General features: G+C 59.6%; 15 protein-coding genes and 1 tRNA gene. 9 read left to right on the forward strand and 7 right to left on the reverse strand.

Annotation, left to right across the window (positions count from 1 at the left end; all coding sequences use genetic code 11):
- Positions 1-16: 16 nt before the first annotated feature.
- From ISX93_RS11605 to ISX93_RS11615, 3 genes are all read right to left on the reverse strand, one after another.
- Positions 17-1,084 (reverse strand): phosphotransferase family protein, encoded by a 1,068-nt coding sequence (locus ISX93_RS11605; protein WP_195778894.1) that lies wholly within the window; start codon positions 1,082-1,084, stop codon positions 17-19.
- A gap of 207 nt (positions 1,085-1,291) precedes the next feature.
- Positions 1,292-1,606 carry an SCP2 sterol-binding domain-containing protein gene (locus ISX93_RS11610; RefSeq protein WP_195778895.1) on the reverse strand — a complete coding sequence of 105 codons (315 nt, stop codon included), beginning with the start codon at positions 1,604-1,606 and terminating at the stop codon, positions 1,292-1,294.
- Between the two features lie 57 nt (positions 1,607-1,663).
- Positions 1,664-2,374 carry a histidine phosphatase family protein gene (locus ISX93_RS11615; RefSeq protein ID WP_195778896.1) on the reverse strand — a complete coding sequence of 237 codons (711 nt, stop codon included), beginning with the start codon at positions 2,372-2,374 and terminating at the stop codon, positions 1,664-1,666.
- Between the two features lie 188 nt (positions 2,375-2,562).
- Between ISX93_RS11615 and sohB the strand changes: the two genes are divergently transcribed.
- The 4 genes from sohB to rssC all read left to right on the forward strand — a co-directional run bounded on the left by sohB (position 2,563) and on the right by rssC (position 6,489).
- Positions 2,563-3,582, forward strand: a complete 1,020-nt coding sequence (sohB, locus tag ISX93_RS11620; protein ID WP_195778897.1) for a protease SohB — start codon at positions 2,563-2,565, stop codon at positions 3,580-3,582.
- A 15-nt stretch (positions 3,583-3,597) separates the two neighbouring features.
- Positions 3,598-4,587, forward strand: a complete 990-nt coding sequence (locus ISX93_RS11625; protein WP_195778898.1) for a YhdH/YhfP family quinone oxidoreductase — start codon at positions 3,598-3,600, stop codon at positions 4,585-4,587.
- A gap of 238 nt (positions 4,588-4,825) precedes the next feature.
- Complete coding sequence (rssB, locus tag ISX93_RS11630) at positions 4,826-6,010, forward strand: two-component system response regulator RssB (RefSeq protein WP_195778899.1); 1,185 nt, start codon at positions 4,826-4,828, stop codon at positions 6,008-6,010.
- Entirely contained in the window at positions 6,007-6,489 is a 483-nt protein-coding gene (gene rssC, locus ISX93_RS11635) for an anti-sigma factor antagonist RssC (protein WP_195778900.1), read from the forward strand. The genes rssB and rssC overlap by 4 nt, the downstream gene beginning before the upstream one ends.
- 192 nt (positions 6,490-6,681) lie before the next feature.
- Here rssC and tal read toward each other — a convergent pair whose 3' ends face one another.
- Both tal and dusA read right to left on the reverse strand, forming a co-directional pair.
- Positions 6,682-7,608, reverse strand: a complete 927-nt coding sequence (gene tal, locus ISX93_RS11640) for a transaldolase (protein WP_195778901.1) — start codon at positions 7,606-7,608, stop codon at positions 6,682-6,684.
- 64 nt (positions 7,609-7,672) lie between these two features.
- On the reverse strand, positions 7,673-8,650 hold the full coding sequence (gene dusA / locus ISX93_RS11645) for a tRNA dihydrouridine(20/20a) synthase DusA (RefSeq protein WP_195778902.1): 978 nt from the start codon (positions 8,648-8,650) through the stop codon (positions 7,673-7,675).
- Between the two features lie 204 nt (positions 8,651-8,854).
- Between dusA and ISX93_RS11650 the strand changes: the two genes are divergently transcribed.
- Positions 8,855-9,391: a hypothetical protein gene (locus ISX93_RS11650; RefSeq protein WP_195779021.1), complete on the forward strand. Its 537-nt coding sequence runs from the start codon at positions 8,855-8,857 to the stop codon at positions 9,389-9,391.
- On the opposite strand, the gene ISX93_RS11655 is transcribed toward ISX93_RS11650, so the two are convergent.
- Positions 9,388-9,600: a DUF3820 family protein gene (locus ISX93_RS11655; protein ID WP_195778903.1), complete on the reverse strand. Its 213-nt coding sequence runs from the start codon at positions 9,598-9,600 to the stop codon at positions 9,388-9,390. The two genes, ISX93_RS11650 and ISX93_RS11655, sit on opposite strands and share 4 nt — an antisense overlap.
- A gap of 84 nt (positions 9,601-9,684) precedes the next feature.
- Positions 9,685-10,968, reverse strand: coding sequence for an NAD(P)/FAD-dependent oxidoreductase (locus ISX93_RS11660; RefSeq protein ID WP_195778904.1), 1,284 nt, complete (start codon positions 10,966-10,968; stop codon positions 9,685-9,687).
- Between the two features lie 182 nt (positions 10,969-11,150).
- Here ISX93_RS11660 and ISX93_RS11665 point away from each other — a divergent pair.
- From ISX93_RS11665 to rpmI, 4 genes are all read left to right on the forward strand, one after another.
- Positions 11,151-11,227: transfer RNA gene (locus tag ISX93_RS11665), tRNA-Val, on the forward strand.
- A gap of 221 nt (positions 11,228-11,448) precedes the next feature.
- Complete coding sequence (gene thrS / locus ISX93_RS11670) at positions 11,449-13,371, forward strand: threonine--tRNA ligase (RefSeq protein WP_195778905.1); 1,923 nt, start codon at positions 11,449-11,451, stop codon at positions 13,369-13,371.
- Entirely contained in the window at positions 13,371-13,922 is a 552-nt protein-coding gene (infC, locus tag ISX93_RS11675) for a translation initiation factor IF-3 (RefSeq protein ID WP_195779022.1), read from the forward strand. Before thrS ends, infC begins: the two co-directional genes overlap by 1 nt.
- A gap of 60 nt (positions 13,923-13,982) precedes the next feature.
- Positions 13,983-14,177: a 50S ribosomal protein L35 gene (gene rpmI / locus ISX93_RS11680; protein WP_090193792.1), complete on the forward strand. Its 195-nt coding sequence runs from the start codon at positions 13,983-13,985 to the stop codon at positions 14,175-14,177.
- The last annotated feature ends 9 nt before the right edge of the window (positions 14,178-14,186 follow it).

The following is a 14,186-nucleotide window of genomic DNA, read 5'->3' on the forward strand; positions in this document are numbered from 1 at the left end:
GGGGCTGGAAGTTTGCTCAGAGGGGTGACTTGGCAATGATCTGCAGGCTCATCTGCTCGAGCAGCTTGTTCATCATGATGAACTGGGCGAAGCGCTTGTCCTTGGTCTGGCCGTGATAGAAGCGGTAATAGATCTGCTGGACGATACCGGCCAGGCGGAACAGGCCGTAGGTGTAGTAGAAGTCGTAATTGTCGATCTGGATGCCCGCCCGCTCGGCGTAGTAATCCACGAACTCGCGGCGACTGAGCATGCCAACGGCATTGCTGGGCTGGCGGCGCATCAGCTGGACGGGAGCCGGATCATCCGCCTCTATCCAGTAGGCCAGGGTGTTGCCCAGATCCATCAGCGGATCGCCGATGGTGGTCAGTTCCCAGTCCAGAACACCGATGATGCTCATCGGATTTTGCCGGTCGAGCAGCACATTGTCGAAGCGGTAGTCGTTATGCACGATGCCCGGCTGGGGATGATCGGCCGGCTGCTTTTCCTTCAGCCACTGCTTGACGGCTGCCCACTGCGGGGCATCGGGTGTCATGGCTTTTTCATAGCGATCGGTCCATCCGCTGATCTGCCGCTGCACATAACCCTCGGGCTTGCCGAGATCCCCCAGACCGCAGGCCTGGTAATCGACGTTGTGCAGCTCGACCAGCTTGTCGATGAAGTTCTTGCACAGTTGCGTGGTCATCTGCGCATCCAGCTGGAGCTCTGCGGGCAACTCCGAACGCAGGATGATGCCGTTGATGCGCTGCATCACATAGAACTCGGAACCCAGTACCGCTTCGTCCGTGCAGTGCACATAGGCCTTCGGGCAGTAGGGGAAGCTGCTGCCGAGCTGATTGATGATGCGGAATTCACGGCCCATGTCGTGCGCCGACTTGGCCTTGTGCCCGTGTGGTGGGCGGCGCAGCACCAGTTGCAGGTCCGGATATTCCAGCAGGTAGGTCAGGTTCGAAGCGCCACCGGGGAACTGGCTTATCCGCGGGGTGCCGGACAGCCCGGGAATCTGCGACTTGAGGTAGCTGTCGATGACGCGGGTATCCAGCTCTTCACCCTCGCGACTGGCGATGGTCTGATCGGTCAGTGTCATGCTTATCCTTAAAACTTATGATGCGCGTCTTGGATCATTTTCAAATTTAATGCGCATCGTTAGCCGTCACAAGCAGCAATGCCTGTTATAGCGCTGCGTGTTGCAGGCCAATCAGCCATCCTGATCGTGCTGCACAAGCGGGCCAGGAAAGCGGAGCAAAAAAAACCGGAGACACAGGGCTCCGGCTTTCCTTGGTCCAGCGAATGCTTAGACAGGGAACAGTTCGCTGAGCTTCATGGCCAGCATCATGTCGCCTTCAGCGCGCAGCTTGCCGCCCATGAAGGCTTGCATGCCGTCGGTTTCGCCGGTGGAAATACCGGCGAGGGTTTCGGTGTTCATCAGCAGGGTAACGTTGGCATTTGGCGACTCACCCAGACCGAGGTCACAGGTGCCGTCCTTGACGGTCAGGTAGAAACTTTCGCCATCGTCGATCTTGAAGCCGAATACCAGATCCAGGCCGGCGGCAGCGCCTGCGTTGAATTTGCTTTTCATGGTGTGGGCGATTTCGTCAACTCTGCTCATGGTTATTTCCTTTTTTCAGGTTTATCAGCCGGCCGACTGGCCGCATTGATCCGGTACTCAACGGTAAGTGATGAGCTCCGGGGCCTTCAACAGTTCCAGATGCACTTGACTGTTGAAGGAAGCCAGCACCACCTCGGAGCCGCGAAACTTCAGGCGGCTGAGTGAGGTGTTGATGATTTGCCAGTTAAGTTCAAAGGCTTTGTCTGCACTGACGCCGGTCAGGCGCTGCAGCAGTGCCGTAATGGTGCCGCCCGAGGTGAACACGGCGATGCTGTGACGCTTGTCGGCTTGATCCAGCAGGCGTTGCAAGCCCGACTCGACCCGCTCGACAAAATCACTCCAGCGCTCGAGTCCCGGCTGGTCGTATTCATTGCTTACCCAGCGGCCAATCAGCAGGGCAAACAGGCGCTGAAATTCTGCACGGTTGTCACGCGCATTGCGCATCACCTCCAGTGCTTGCGGTTCGCTCTGCAGCAGATCAGGCAGCAGCGCGCGGATCACCGCGTCGGCATCGAATTCGTTGAAGGCCTTGTCTATTTCCAGCTGCGGAGTTGGCAAGCCGTGCTGGCGAATATGTTCCAGGGTGGTCCTGGCAGTGTGCTGCTGGCGCTGCAAGTCGCCGCTCAGGCAACGGTCGAAGCGCAGTCCGAGCTGGGCCAGGTGCTTGCCGAGTGCTTCGGACTGGCGAAAGCCCAGTGGCGAAAGGACGTCATAGTCATCTGCGCCGAAAGAGGCTTGCCCGTGTCGAATCAGGTAAATGCTGCCCAAGTTCGCAATTGTCCGCATGCATTGAAATTCAGGCGAGGGTATGGCCAGAGCGGTGATACTGTCAACGAAAAAACATACGCTTGTTTGAATTTGTAACGATGCCAGGAGTGACTTGCTTGCCGGCCTCGTTGCGCCACGTCACTATGCTGGCCAATGCAGTCAGGCAAGCAGTCTTACCGGGGGAATATGTGGAACATTTAGCCGAATACGCAGGTTTTCTGGCCAGGATAGTCACGGTTGTAGCGGCCATTCTGGTGGTGCTGACAACGGCCGCCGCCTTGCGCAGCAAAGGCCGCCGGCAAGGTGGGGAACTGCGGGTCAGAAAGCTCAACGAGTTTTTCCAGAAGCTGCAGGAGCGCATGCAGCAGACGGTGCTGGACAAGTCACAGCTGAAGGCCGCACGCAAGGCAGAACACAAGGCGAGCAAACTGGCGCGCAAATCGGCGCAGCAGAAACCCAGGATTTATGTCCTCGACTTCGATGGCGATATTCGTGCCTCGGCGGTCGAAAGTCTGCGCCATGAAGTCACTGCCTTGCTGGGGATCGCCACCGCCAGGGATGAAGTGGTGGTGCGCCTGGAAAGTGCTGGCGGCATGGTGCACAGCTACGGGCTGGCCTCTTCGCAGTTGGCGCGCATCCGCCAGGCCGGAATTCCACTGACGGTCTGCGTCGACAAGGTCGCTGCCAGCGGCGGCTACATGATGGCTTGCATCGGCAACAGGATTCTCTCGGCGCCATTCGCCATTCTTGGCTCCATTGGCGTGGTCGCACAGCTGCCGAACGTGCACCGCTTGCTGAAGAAGCACAACATCGATTTCGAAGTGCTGACGGCGGGCGAGTACAAGCGCACGCTGACCGTGTTCGGCGAAAACACCGAGAAGGGCCGGGAAAAGTTCCAGGAAGACCTGCAGATCACCCATGAGCTGTTCAAGGGCTTCGTGGCGCGCTATCGGCCACAACTGGCGATCGATGAAATCGCTACCGGCGAAGTCTGGCTCGGTCAGGCGGCGTTGGGCAAACAGCTGGTCGACGAACTGAAGACCAGCGATGAGTATCTCGCGGACAAGGCACGCGAAGCCGATCTCTTTCACCTGCACTATACGCAGCACAAGAGCCTGCAGGAGCGTATCGGACTGGCCGCCAGCCTGACGCTGGATCGCGTGCTGCTGAACTGGTGGAACCGGCTGACCCAGCAGCGCTACTGGTAACAGGGGAAAATAACCATGCACTACAAGGCATTGTTGGTCAGTGAGGATTCCGCCGGAAACTTCGTCCCGCAGGTCGTCAGCCGGGAACTGGATGAACTGCCCGTCGGTGAGGTACTGGTCCGGGTTCGCTATTCATCGCTCAACTACAAGGATGCACTCTCGGCTTCGGGCAATCGCGGGGTTACCCGCAGTTACCCGCACACTCCGGGGATTGACGCGGCCGGCGTGGTCGAGCAATCCGCAGTTGCAGGCTTGGCTGCCGGGGATGAGGTGATAGTCACCGGCTACGACCTGGGAATGAATACGGCGGGTGGCTTCAGCCAGTACATTCGCGTGCCGGCCGCCTGGCTGATCCGGCGGCCGCCAGGTTTGTCACTGCGCGAGGCCATGCTGCTGGGCACCGCCGGGCTGACCGCTGCGCTCTGTGTCGACAAGCTGGAGCAGAACGGCCTGGACCGGGCGGCCGGAGCGGTGCTGGTAACCGGTGCTAGCGGCGGAGTTGGCAGCATCGCCGTGACCCTGCTGCACAAGCTTGGCTACAGCGTTGCCGCAGCGACCGGCAAGGCCGAGCAGGGCGAGTTCCTTCGCCAGCTGGGCGCCGGGCAGATTGTCACGCGCCAGGAACTGGAGGAGGGTGGGGACAAAGCCCTGCTCCGGGAGCGCTGGGCCGGTGCAGTGGATACGGTGGGTGGCGACATCCTGTTCAACGTGGTCAAGTCGCTGCGCTATGGTGCCAGCGCGGCCTGCTGTGGCCTGACCGCAGGCGTCGGCTTCAAGGCCAGTGTGCTGCCGTTCATCCTGCGCGGGGTCAACCTGCTGGGCGTCGATTCGGTGGAGTTACCCCTGGCTACCAAGGCGGCCATGTGGGACAAGCTGGCCGGTTCGTGGAAGCTGGAAAACCTGGACAGCCTGGCGCACGAGATCGGTCTCGAGGATCTTCCGCAGGTCATTGCGCAGATGCTCGCCGGCAAGACCGTCGGCAGGTATCTGGTCCGGATCGATTGAAGCCGCGAGGCGCTGCCGTGCGGAACAAAGGCCCCTGTTTTTAACCGGCCAACCGCAGGTGGCGCCGGTGTCCCTGGCCTTGCTCTGGAGCCAGTGCAGGGCATCGGCCAGCGCTTGAATCGCTATGCAGATGGGAGTACCGTCTGCGCCTTGAAATGAACCTGCCCGGCTGGAACTTCCCTGTGTTTCCAGCGCGCAGCCAAATTCCTCTCCCCGGCGCAGTTGGCCTGGAAACTCAATGCACAACCCTAGCGCTACGCTACTGATCATTGATGACGACGAGGTCGTGCGTGCTCGTCTTGCCGCCCACCTGCAAGCCAAAGGCTTTCGCGTGCTGCAGGCCAGCAATGGCATGCAGGGCATGCAGGCCTTCAAGGACGCCCAGCCTGATCTGCTGATCTGCGATTTGCGCATGCCGCAACTCGATGGCCTGGAGCTGATCCGGCAACTCAACGCGCAGGGCTCTGAGACCCCGGTAATCCTGCTGTCCGGCGCGGCAACCATGAGCGATGTCGTTGAAGCCTTGCGCCTGGGGGCATCTGACTACCTGCTCAAGCCGCTGGATGATCTGGCCGTACTCGAACACTCGGTACGCCGCGCGCTGGATGAAGCGGCACTGCGTCAGGAAAACCGGCGCTACCGGGAAAAGCTCGAGGCGACCAATCGCGAGTTGCAAGCCAGTCTCAGCCTGCTGGAGGAAGACCAGAACGCCGGTCGGCAGGTGCAGTTGAACATGCTGCCGCAGAGCCCCTGGCACACGGATGACCTGTTGTTCGAACACCAGATCATCCCGTCGCTGTATCTGTCCGGTGATTTTGTCGACTATTTCCGCCTGGACCAGCACCGCGTGGCGTTCTACCTGGCCGATGTGTCCGGGCATGGTGCGTCCTCGGCGTTTGTCACCGTACTGCTCAAGTTCATGACCACCCGACTGCTCTATGAGTCCCGGCGCAATGGCCTGCTGCCGGCGTTCAAGCCTTCGGAAGTGCTCGGCCATATCAACCGTGGCCTGCTCAACTGCAAGCTCGGCAAGCACGTCACCATGCTTGGCGGGGTGATTGATCAGTTGAGCAATCAGCTCACCTACAGCATTGGCGGGCACTTGCCCCTGCCCGTGCTGTACAGCCAGGGCTCGGCGCGTTTTCTCGAAGGTCGCGGGCTGCCGATTGGCTTGTTCGAACATGCGGTGCATGAGGATTACGTCATGGACCTGCCGGACTCTTTCAGCCTGACCATGCTGTCTGACGGGATTTTCGATCTGTTGCCAGGCGAATCCCTGAAGGATAAAGAAGCATCCCTGCCGCAACTGGTCAGTGCTGCCGGTGGCACCCTGAACGGATTGCGCGATGCGCTGGAACTGACGACGCTGGGCGACATGCCGGATGACATTGCGCTGCTGGTACTAAGCAGGAACCTTGCATGAGTAGTGGCACTATCCAGTTCGCCGAACAGAACGGCACCTTCATCCTGAAGTTTGTCGGCGAAGTGCGGCTGACGCTGTGCTCTGCGCTGGATGCCACCATCGAGCGGATATTCAGTGCGCCGAACTTCTCGGGGATTGTCATCGACCTGACCGAAACGCACAGCATAGACAGCACCACCCTGGGCCTGCTGGCCAAGTTGTCGATTCTGTCCCGGCAGAAATCCGGACTGTTGCCCACGGTGGTTACCACGCATCCCGATATCACCCGGTTGCTCGATTCGATGGGCTTCGAGCAGGTGTTCAACATCGTCAACCAGCCGCAGGCATGTCCTGATTGCCTGGCCGAATTGCCATCCCAGGACCAGTCGGAAGAAGTGGTCAAGGCCAAGGTGCTGGAAGCCCACCGGATCCTGATGGGCTTGAACGAATCCAACCGCGAAGCATTTCGCGACTTGGTGAAGGTTCTCGAACGCCACTGAGGCGCTCTAACGTGACGGGCACGGTCTGCCCGACTTTTTTCCAGGTTATGTCTGCGTTAGTGGTTGAACGTGCTTTCGTAGAGTGGGCCTTGGCCCACCGCTGCCAACCTTATTGCAGCGCTGCTTTTGCTGGGCTGAAGCCCACCCTACGACAAGCGAGTATTCAACCCGTAACGAGTAGAGGGCCTTTTTCTAGTGCCTGGCCTGTAGCAGTGCCTCGAGCTTTTCCTGGTCACGGGCAAACAGCCGAATACCTTCCGCCAGCTTTTCCGTGGCCATGGCATCTTCATTCAGCGCCCAGCGAAATTGGGCCTCGTCGAGGGAGCAGCGCGGCTCACTGCTGCCTTCAGCCTTGAGTTGCCGCGCCAGCAAGCCATTATCAGCGGCCAGTTGCTGCAGCAGATCGGGGCTGATGGTCAGCCGATCACAGCCCGCCAGCGCTTCGATCTGGCCCAGGTTGCGAAAGCTCGCGCCCATCACCACGGTCTGGTAGCCGTTGGCCTTGTAGTAGCGGTAGATCCGGGAAACCGACTGCACACCGGGGTCTTCAGCCCCACTGAAGTCGCGACCTTCGGCCTTTTTGTACCAGTCGTAGATACGCCCGACGAACGGTGAAATCAGGAACACGCCGACGTCGGCGCAGGCCACGGCCTGGGCGAAGGAAAACAGCAGGGTCAGGTTGCACTGGATGCCATCGCGCTCAAGCTGCTCGGCGGCACGAATGCCTTCCCAGGTGGCGGCGATCTTGATCAGCACGCGCTCGCGGCCGATGCCGGACTGCTCGTAGAGTTCAATCAGGCGTTCGGCGCGGCGCAGCGTGGCCTGCCGGTCAAACGACAGCCGCGCATCCACCTCGGTGGAAATGCGGCCCGGGATGACCTGCAGGATCTCCTTGCCGACGGCTACCCCGAAGCGGTCGCAGGCCAGCCCGAGGTCACCACCGCAGGAAGCAACGGCGTCGCTCAGGTGTGCTGCATAGTGCGGCAGGCTGGCAGCCTTGAGCAGCAGGGAAGGGTTGGTGGTGGCATCGACCGGCTGCAGGCGCACGATGGCCTCGACATCGCCAGTGTCGGCGACCACGGTAGTGAATTGTTTGAGTTGCTCGAGCTTGGAGACCATGGGGAAACCTTGAGGTTGGTATTGGCTGACCTTAACCGAGCCAGTCATTTGGCTCAACGGCTTGCTAGTGTCCTTGCAGCAGGGTTGCCGCCCGGTCGAACAGGGCCAGCGGCTCGCTGGTCTTGTGAATATCCACCGAGAGCAGCTGCCGAAAACGCCGCGCACCCGGGAAACCCTGGCCCAGACCGAGCACGTGGCGGGTGATGTGGTGCATGGCGCCGCCTTCCGCCAGATGCGCCTCGACATAGGGGCGCAGATTTTCCAGGACCTGGGCGCGACTCGGAATCGCGTGCGCATCGCCAAACAGGCGCTGGTCGACCTGCGCCAGCAGGTAGGGATTGTGATATGCCTCGCGGCCGAGCATGACGCCGTCGAAGGTTTGCAGATGCTGCGCGCATTCATCAAGGGTCTTGATCCCGCCGTTAAGGATGATCTCGAGGTGCGGGAAGTCGCGCTTGAGTCTGGCGGCGATGTCGTAGCGCAGTGGCGGCACATCCCGGTTCTCCTTGGGCGAGAGGCCTTCGAGAATGGCGATGCGCGCATGCACGGTAAAACTCTGGCAGCCGGCTTGCTGGACCGTATCGACAAACTCGCAGAGCTGTTCGTAGCTGTCGCGGCCATTGATGCCGATGCGGTGCTTGACCGTGACCGCAATGCCCACGGCGTCGCGCATGGCTTTCACACAGTCGGCCACCAGTTGCGGGTGGCCCATCAGGCAGGCGCCGATCATGTTGTTCTGCACGCGGTCGCTCGGGCAGCCTACATTCAGGTTGACTTCGTCGTAGCCGGCTTGCTCGGCCATCCGGGCGCAGGCCGCCAGTTCAAGAGGGTTGCTGCCACCCAGTTGCAGGGCCAGCGGATGCTCGCATTCGCTGTGGCGCAGAAAGCGTTGGTGATCACCATGCAGCAGGGCGCCAGTGGTGACCATTTCGGTATAGAGCAGGGCGTGCCTGCTCAGCAGTCGCAGGAAGTAGCGACAGTGCCGGTCAGTCCAGTCCATCATCGGCGCCACGGAAAATCGGCGCGTGACGGTTTTTTGCATGTCGGGAGCATCCGGCACGGTAAAATTCCTGAAAGGGTAGGTAGCGGGACATCTTGCCGGCCAATTATAAGTGGCCCGCATGAAGAGATTGCACGCCCACGGCTTCTTTTACCGAGATAATCGGGCTAAACGCACAGCACTATTGCTGCGTCGGGGCTGTGCTTTACGGGTTAACTGACTTTCACAGGACTATTTCGCATGTCTATGCAGCAATCACTTGAGCAACTGCTGGGCCTGATCAGTTCGGGATGCATGCGGGCAGAGGATATTTCCCGTATCGCTGCCGAGGCCGCGCAGGCCTATGCAGCGCCCGAAGCCTTTCTGGCGGCCAATCCGGATATCAATTACGACGACAGTTTTCCGATTCCACTGGGCGAGTGGGTGGTGGTGGGCAGCCTGCCGGATACCGTGCTGTTCCAGGGCGACAGTTACGCCGAGCTGTTCCAGCACATTCGTGACTCGTTCGGCCCGGAAGTCAGCTTTGTCCTGCAACCCAAGCAATTGCAGAAAGTCGAGCCGCTGAAGGCACTCAACCGCATCCAGGTCCAGCTGTCGGCGCTGTACCCGGAAAAGCAGGGCTATGTGCTGGTCGATTTCAGCGAGCCGCTGGATGACGAATACCAGGCAGTGCTGGTCTACACTTGTGACCTGGCGCAAGTGCTGGCGCTGGCGGTGGAGACCGGGATCTATGCGGCACCGGCATATGCAAGCCTGCGGGCGGCGAGCGAGGCGGCGGATTAGGTTTTGCGCAGGGGGTCCAGCAGGGGTTTCAGGCCGTTGTGGTCAATCTCCTGCATCAGTGCGAGCAGGTGGCCAAGCTGGCCGTTGGGAAAGCCGCTGCGGGCAAACCAGTTCAGGTAATGTCCGGGCAGATCAGCCAGCAGGCGTCCTTCATACTTGCCGAAGGGCATGCGCGTGGTGACCAGAAGCAGCAAGTCTTGCGGATTCATCAGGCGGCAACCGGGCAGGGCGGGTGATTTGGTAGCCCCGCATGATACGGCCTGCCACCCGTGGATGGCAGACCGTCAGCCGGATCAGATACCCATCTTGTCGCGCAGGGCGTAATACCAGGCGCCGATGGCGGTGAAGGGTACGCGGAACAGGCGACCACCCGGGAACGGGTAGTGCGGCAAGCCGGCAAAGGCGTCGAAACGCTCGGCCTGGCCACGCAGTGCCTCACCCAGAACCTTGCCGGCCAGGTGGGTGTAGGTGACCCCGTGACCGCTGCAACCCTGCGAGTAGTAGATGTTGTCGCCGATCCGGCCTACCTGCGGCAGACGCGACAGGGTCAGCAGGAAGTTGCCGGTCCAGGCGTAATCGATCTTCACGTTCTTCAGTTGCGGGAAGGTTTTCAGCATCATCGGGCGGATGATCGCCTCGATGTTGGCCGGATCACGCGCACCGTAGACCACGCCACCGCCATAGATCAGGCGCTTGTCGCCAGTCAGGCGGAAGTAGTCGAGCAGGTAGTTGCAGTCTTCCACGCAGTAGTCGTTGGGGATCAAGCTCTTGGCCATTTCCGCACTGAGCGGTTCGGTGGCGATCACCTGGCTGCCGCAAGGCATGGTCTTGGCGGCCAGTTCGGGAACCAGATTGCCCAGATAGGCATTGCCGGCTACCACGATGAACTTGGCTTTTACCCGGCCATTTGGCGTATGCACAACCGGATTGGCACCACGCTCGATACGGATCGCGGGCGACTGCTCATAGATCACGCCACCCAAGGACTCGACCGCAGCGGCTTCGCCGAGTGCCAGGTTCAGCGGATGGATATGGCCACCGCTCATGTCAAGCATGCCGCCGATATAGTTCTCGGTACCCACGACTTCACGGATGCGCTTGGCGTCCATCAGTTCCAGCTGGGTGTGGCCGTAGCGTTCCCACAGTTTCTTCTGCGATTCGAGGTGGCCCATCTGCTTCTTGGTGAAGGCCGCGAACACGCCGCCATCCTTCAGGTCGCAGTCGATGTTGTACTTGGCGATCCGCTCGCGAATGATGCGGCCGCCTTCGAAGGCCATGTCACCCATCAGCTTTGCTTGCTTGGGACCAACGGTGCGCTCGATAACGTCGATGTCTCGGCTGTAGCTGTTGACGATCTGGCCACCGTTGCGACCGGAGGCGCCAAAGCCGACCTTGGCCGATTCGACGATGGCAACCTTGAAGCCATTTTCGAGCAGGGAGATTGCGGTCGAGAGGCCGGTATAGCCGGCGCCGATGACGCAAACATCGGTTTCCACGTCACCCTGTAATTCGGGGCGGGCAGGGACCGGATTTGCCGATGCGGCGTAATAGGACTGCGGATATGGAGTGTGCGTCATTTTGCAACCTCTGTTCTTTATATTTGACGTTGCCCCGATCCTACCCGACTTCAGCATGGCTGGCCAGAGTCCGTTCGAAATATTTAACGCGCCTCTGAACAGTAAAAAGCCGAGTATTTCAGGCGGTTAGGCTGAAAATACTTGACAGCTCCGGCTCACCCCGTAGAATTCGCCGCCATTGCAGGCACGTAGCTCAGCTGGTTAGAGCACCACCTTGACATGGTGGGGGTCGTTGGTTCGAGTCCAATCGTGCCTACCAAATTAAAAAGGGTCGCCCAGGCGGCCCTTTTTTTTGGATGGCTTGTCCGCTCGCGCAATTTGCTGAAAAATTTCCACCCTTATTTCCAGTGATCCTGATTCGCCGAGGTCGGCCCCGTGCTCCCGCCACTGTCTGGCAGGCATAACCCAGTGAATCGCGCTCCTGGCTCATCCCAACCCACGTGACCTTTGGTAGGGGTCACCACTAGGAGAGGAGGCGCCATGCCAATCATTACCCTTCCTGACGGCAGTCAGCGTTCATTCGATCATCCAGTGACAGTCGCCGAAGTGGCCCAGTCCATCGGTGCCGGCCTGGCCAAAGCCGCCCTGGCCGGCAAGGTCAACGGCGAACTGGTCGATACTTCATTTCTCATCGATAGCGATGCGGCCTTGTCAATCATCACCAGCCGTGACGCGGAAGGCGTTGACGTGCTGCGCCACTCCTGTGCGCACCTGATGGCGATGGCGGTTCAGGAGCTGTTCCCGGGCACCCAGGTCACCATCGGCCCGGTCATCGAGAATGGCTTCTTCTACGACTTCGACTGCGAAAAGCCGTTTACCAGCGAAGATCTGGAGAAGATCGAAGCGCGCATGGTCGAGATCGCCAAGGCTGACCTGGCGGTTTCCCGCTCGCTGATGTCGCGCAGCGAGGCCGTCGCGTTCTTTGAAAAGCTCGGCGAGAAGTACAAGGTCGAGATCATCGAGTCGATTCCCGGTGATGAACAGCTGTCCTTCTACCGGCAGGGCGACTTCATCGACCTCTGTCGCGGCCCGCACGTGCCGTCCACCGGCAAGCTGCAGGCATTCAAATTGATGAAGGTCGCCGGCGCCTACTGGCGCGGCGACTCGAAGAACAAGATGCTGCAGCGCATCTACGGCACCTGCTGGGGCAGCAAGCAGGACCTGAAGGACCACCTGCACCGCCTGGAAGAGGCCGAGAAGCGCGACCACCGCAAGCTGGGCAAGCGCCTCGACCTGTTCCATACGCAGGAAGAAGCGCCGGGCATGGTGTTCTGGCATCCCGATGGCTGGACGCTGTATCAGGTGCTCGAGCAGTACATGCGCAAAGTGCAGCGCGAGCGCGGCTACCTGGAGATCAAGACCCCGCAGGTGGTTGATCGCGCCCTGTGGGAGCGTTCCGGGCACTGGGCCAACTATGGCGACATGATGTTCACTACCGAGTCGGAAAGCCGCGACTACGCGGTCAAGCCGATGAATTGCCCGTGCCATATCCAGGTGTTCAACCAGGGCCTGAAGAGCTACCGCGACCTGCCCATGCGCCTGGCCGAATTCGGCGCCTGCCACCGCAATGAGCCATCGGGCTCGCTGCACGGCATCATGCGCGTGCGTGCCTTCACCCAGGACGATGCGCACATCTTCTGTACGGAAGAGCAGATGCAGGCTGAGGCTGCTGCGTTCATCAAGATGACCCTGGACGTGTATGCCGACTTCGGCTTCCAGGACATCCAGCTCAAGCTGTCGACCCGCCCGGAAAAACGTGTGGGCGCCGATGAGTTGTGGGATCGCGCAGAGGCAGCTCTCGAGGCTGCCCTGGTCAATGCGAATCTGCCGTTTGACCTGCAGCCGGGCGAGGGCGCGTTTTACGGTCCGAAGATCGAGTTTTCGCTGAAAGACTGCCTCGGCCGAATCTGGCAATGCGGAACCCTGCAGCTGGATTTCAACCTGCCGGTGCGCCTGGGCGCGGAATATGTCAGCGAAGACAACAGCCGCAAGCATCCGGTGATGCTGCACCGCGCGGTGCTGGGTTCGTTCGAGCGTTTCATCGGTGTGCTGATCGAGCACTACGAAGGCGCATTCCCGGCCTGGCTCGCGCCGACGCAGGCGGTGATCCTGAATATCACGGACAAACAGGCCGAATTTGCCCGGAAAGTTGAAGATATGCTCAATGAAAGCGGCTTTCGTGCCAAGTCTGACTTGAGAAACGAGAAGATCGGCTTTAAAATCCGCGAGCATACTTTAGTCAAGGTTCCCTATCTTCTGGTTATTGGAGATCGGGAAGTTGAAATGCAAACCGTCGCCGTGCGCACACGCGAAGGTGCCGATCTGGGCTCGATGCCCGTCGCACAGTTCGCCGAATTACTGGCGCAGGCGGTTTCCCGGCGTGGTCGCCAAGATTTGGAGTAATCATTATTAAGCGTGAAATCAGACAGGATAAAAGAGCAGTACCGAAGCCCCCGATAAACGAGAACATCTCGGCACGTGAGGTTCGGTTGATTGGCGCTGACGGCGAGCAGATAGGCATCGTTTCAATTGATGAAGCCCTGCGCATAGCCGAAGAGTCCAAGCTCGACCTGGTGGAAATCTCTGCAGATGCAGTACCACCGGTTTGCCGCATCATGGATTACGGCAAGCACTTGTTTGAAAAGAAGAAGCAGGCTGCCATTGCGAAGAAGAACCAGCATCAGCAGCAGATCAAAGAAATCAAGTTTCGACCAGGGACGGAAGATGGGGACTATCAGGTAAAACTACGCAACCTGATACGTTTCCTTAATGAAGGGGACAAGGCCAAGATTTCGTTAAGATTTCGCGGTCGTGAGATGGCCCACCAGGAGCTGGGAATGGAGTTGTTGAAGCGGGTTGAAGCTGACCTCGCGGAATACGGCGCCGTTGAACAGCATCCTAAGATGGAAGGACGCCAACTAATGATGGTCATCGCCCCCAAAAAGCGAAAATAACCTCCAGGGCACAGGCAGGCCTTCTGGTTATAGGTAATCACTCAATGCGGAGTAACAAACATGCCAAAGATGAAAACCAAGAGCGGTGCAGCGAAGCGTTTTCTGAAAACTGCTAACGGCTTCAAGCACAAGCACGCTTTCAAAAGCCACATCCTGACCAAAATGTCTACCAAGCGTAAGCGTCAACTGCGCGGAAGCACCATGGTGCATCCGTCTGACGTGGCAAAAGTAGATCGCATGATGCGCGTTCGTTAATTCGGTCAA

Origin of the sequence: Pseudomonas sp. N040 (assembly GCF_015637705.1) — a bacterium.
GTDB lineage: Bacteria > Pseudomonadota > Gammaproteobacteria > Pseudomonadales > Pseudomonadaceae > Aquipseudomonas.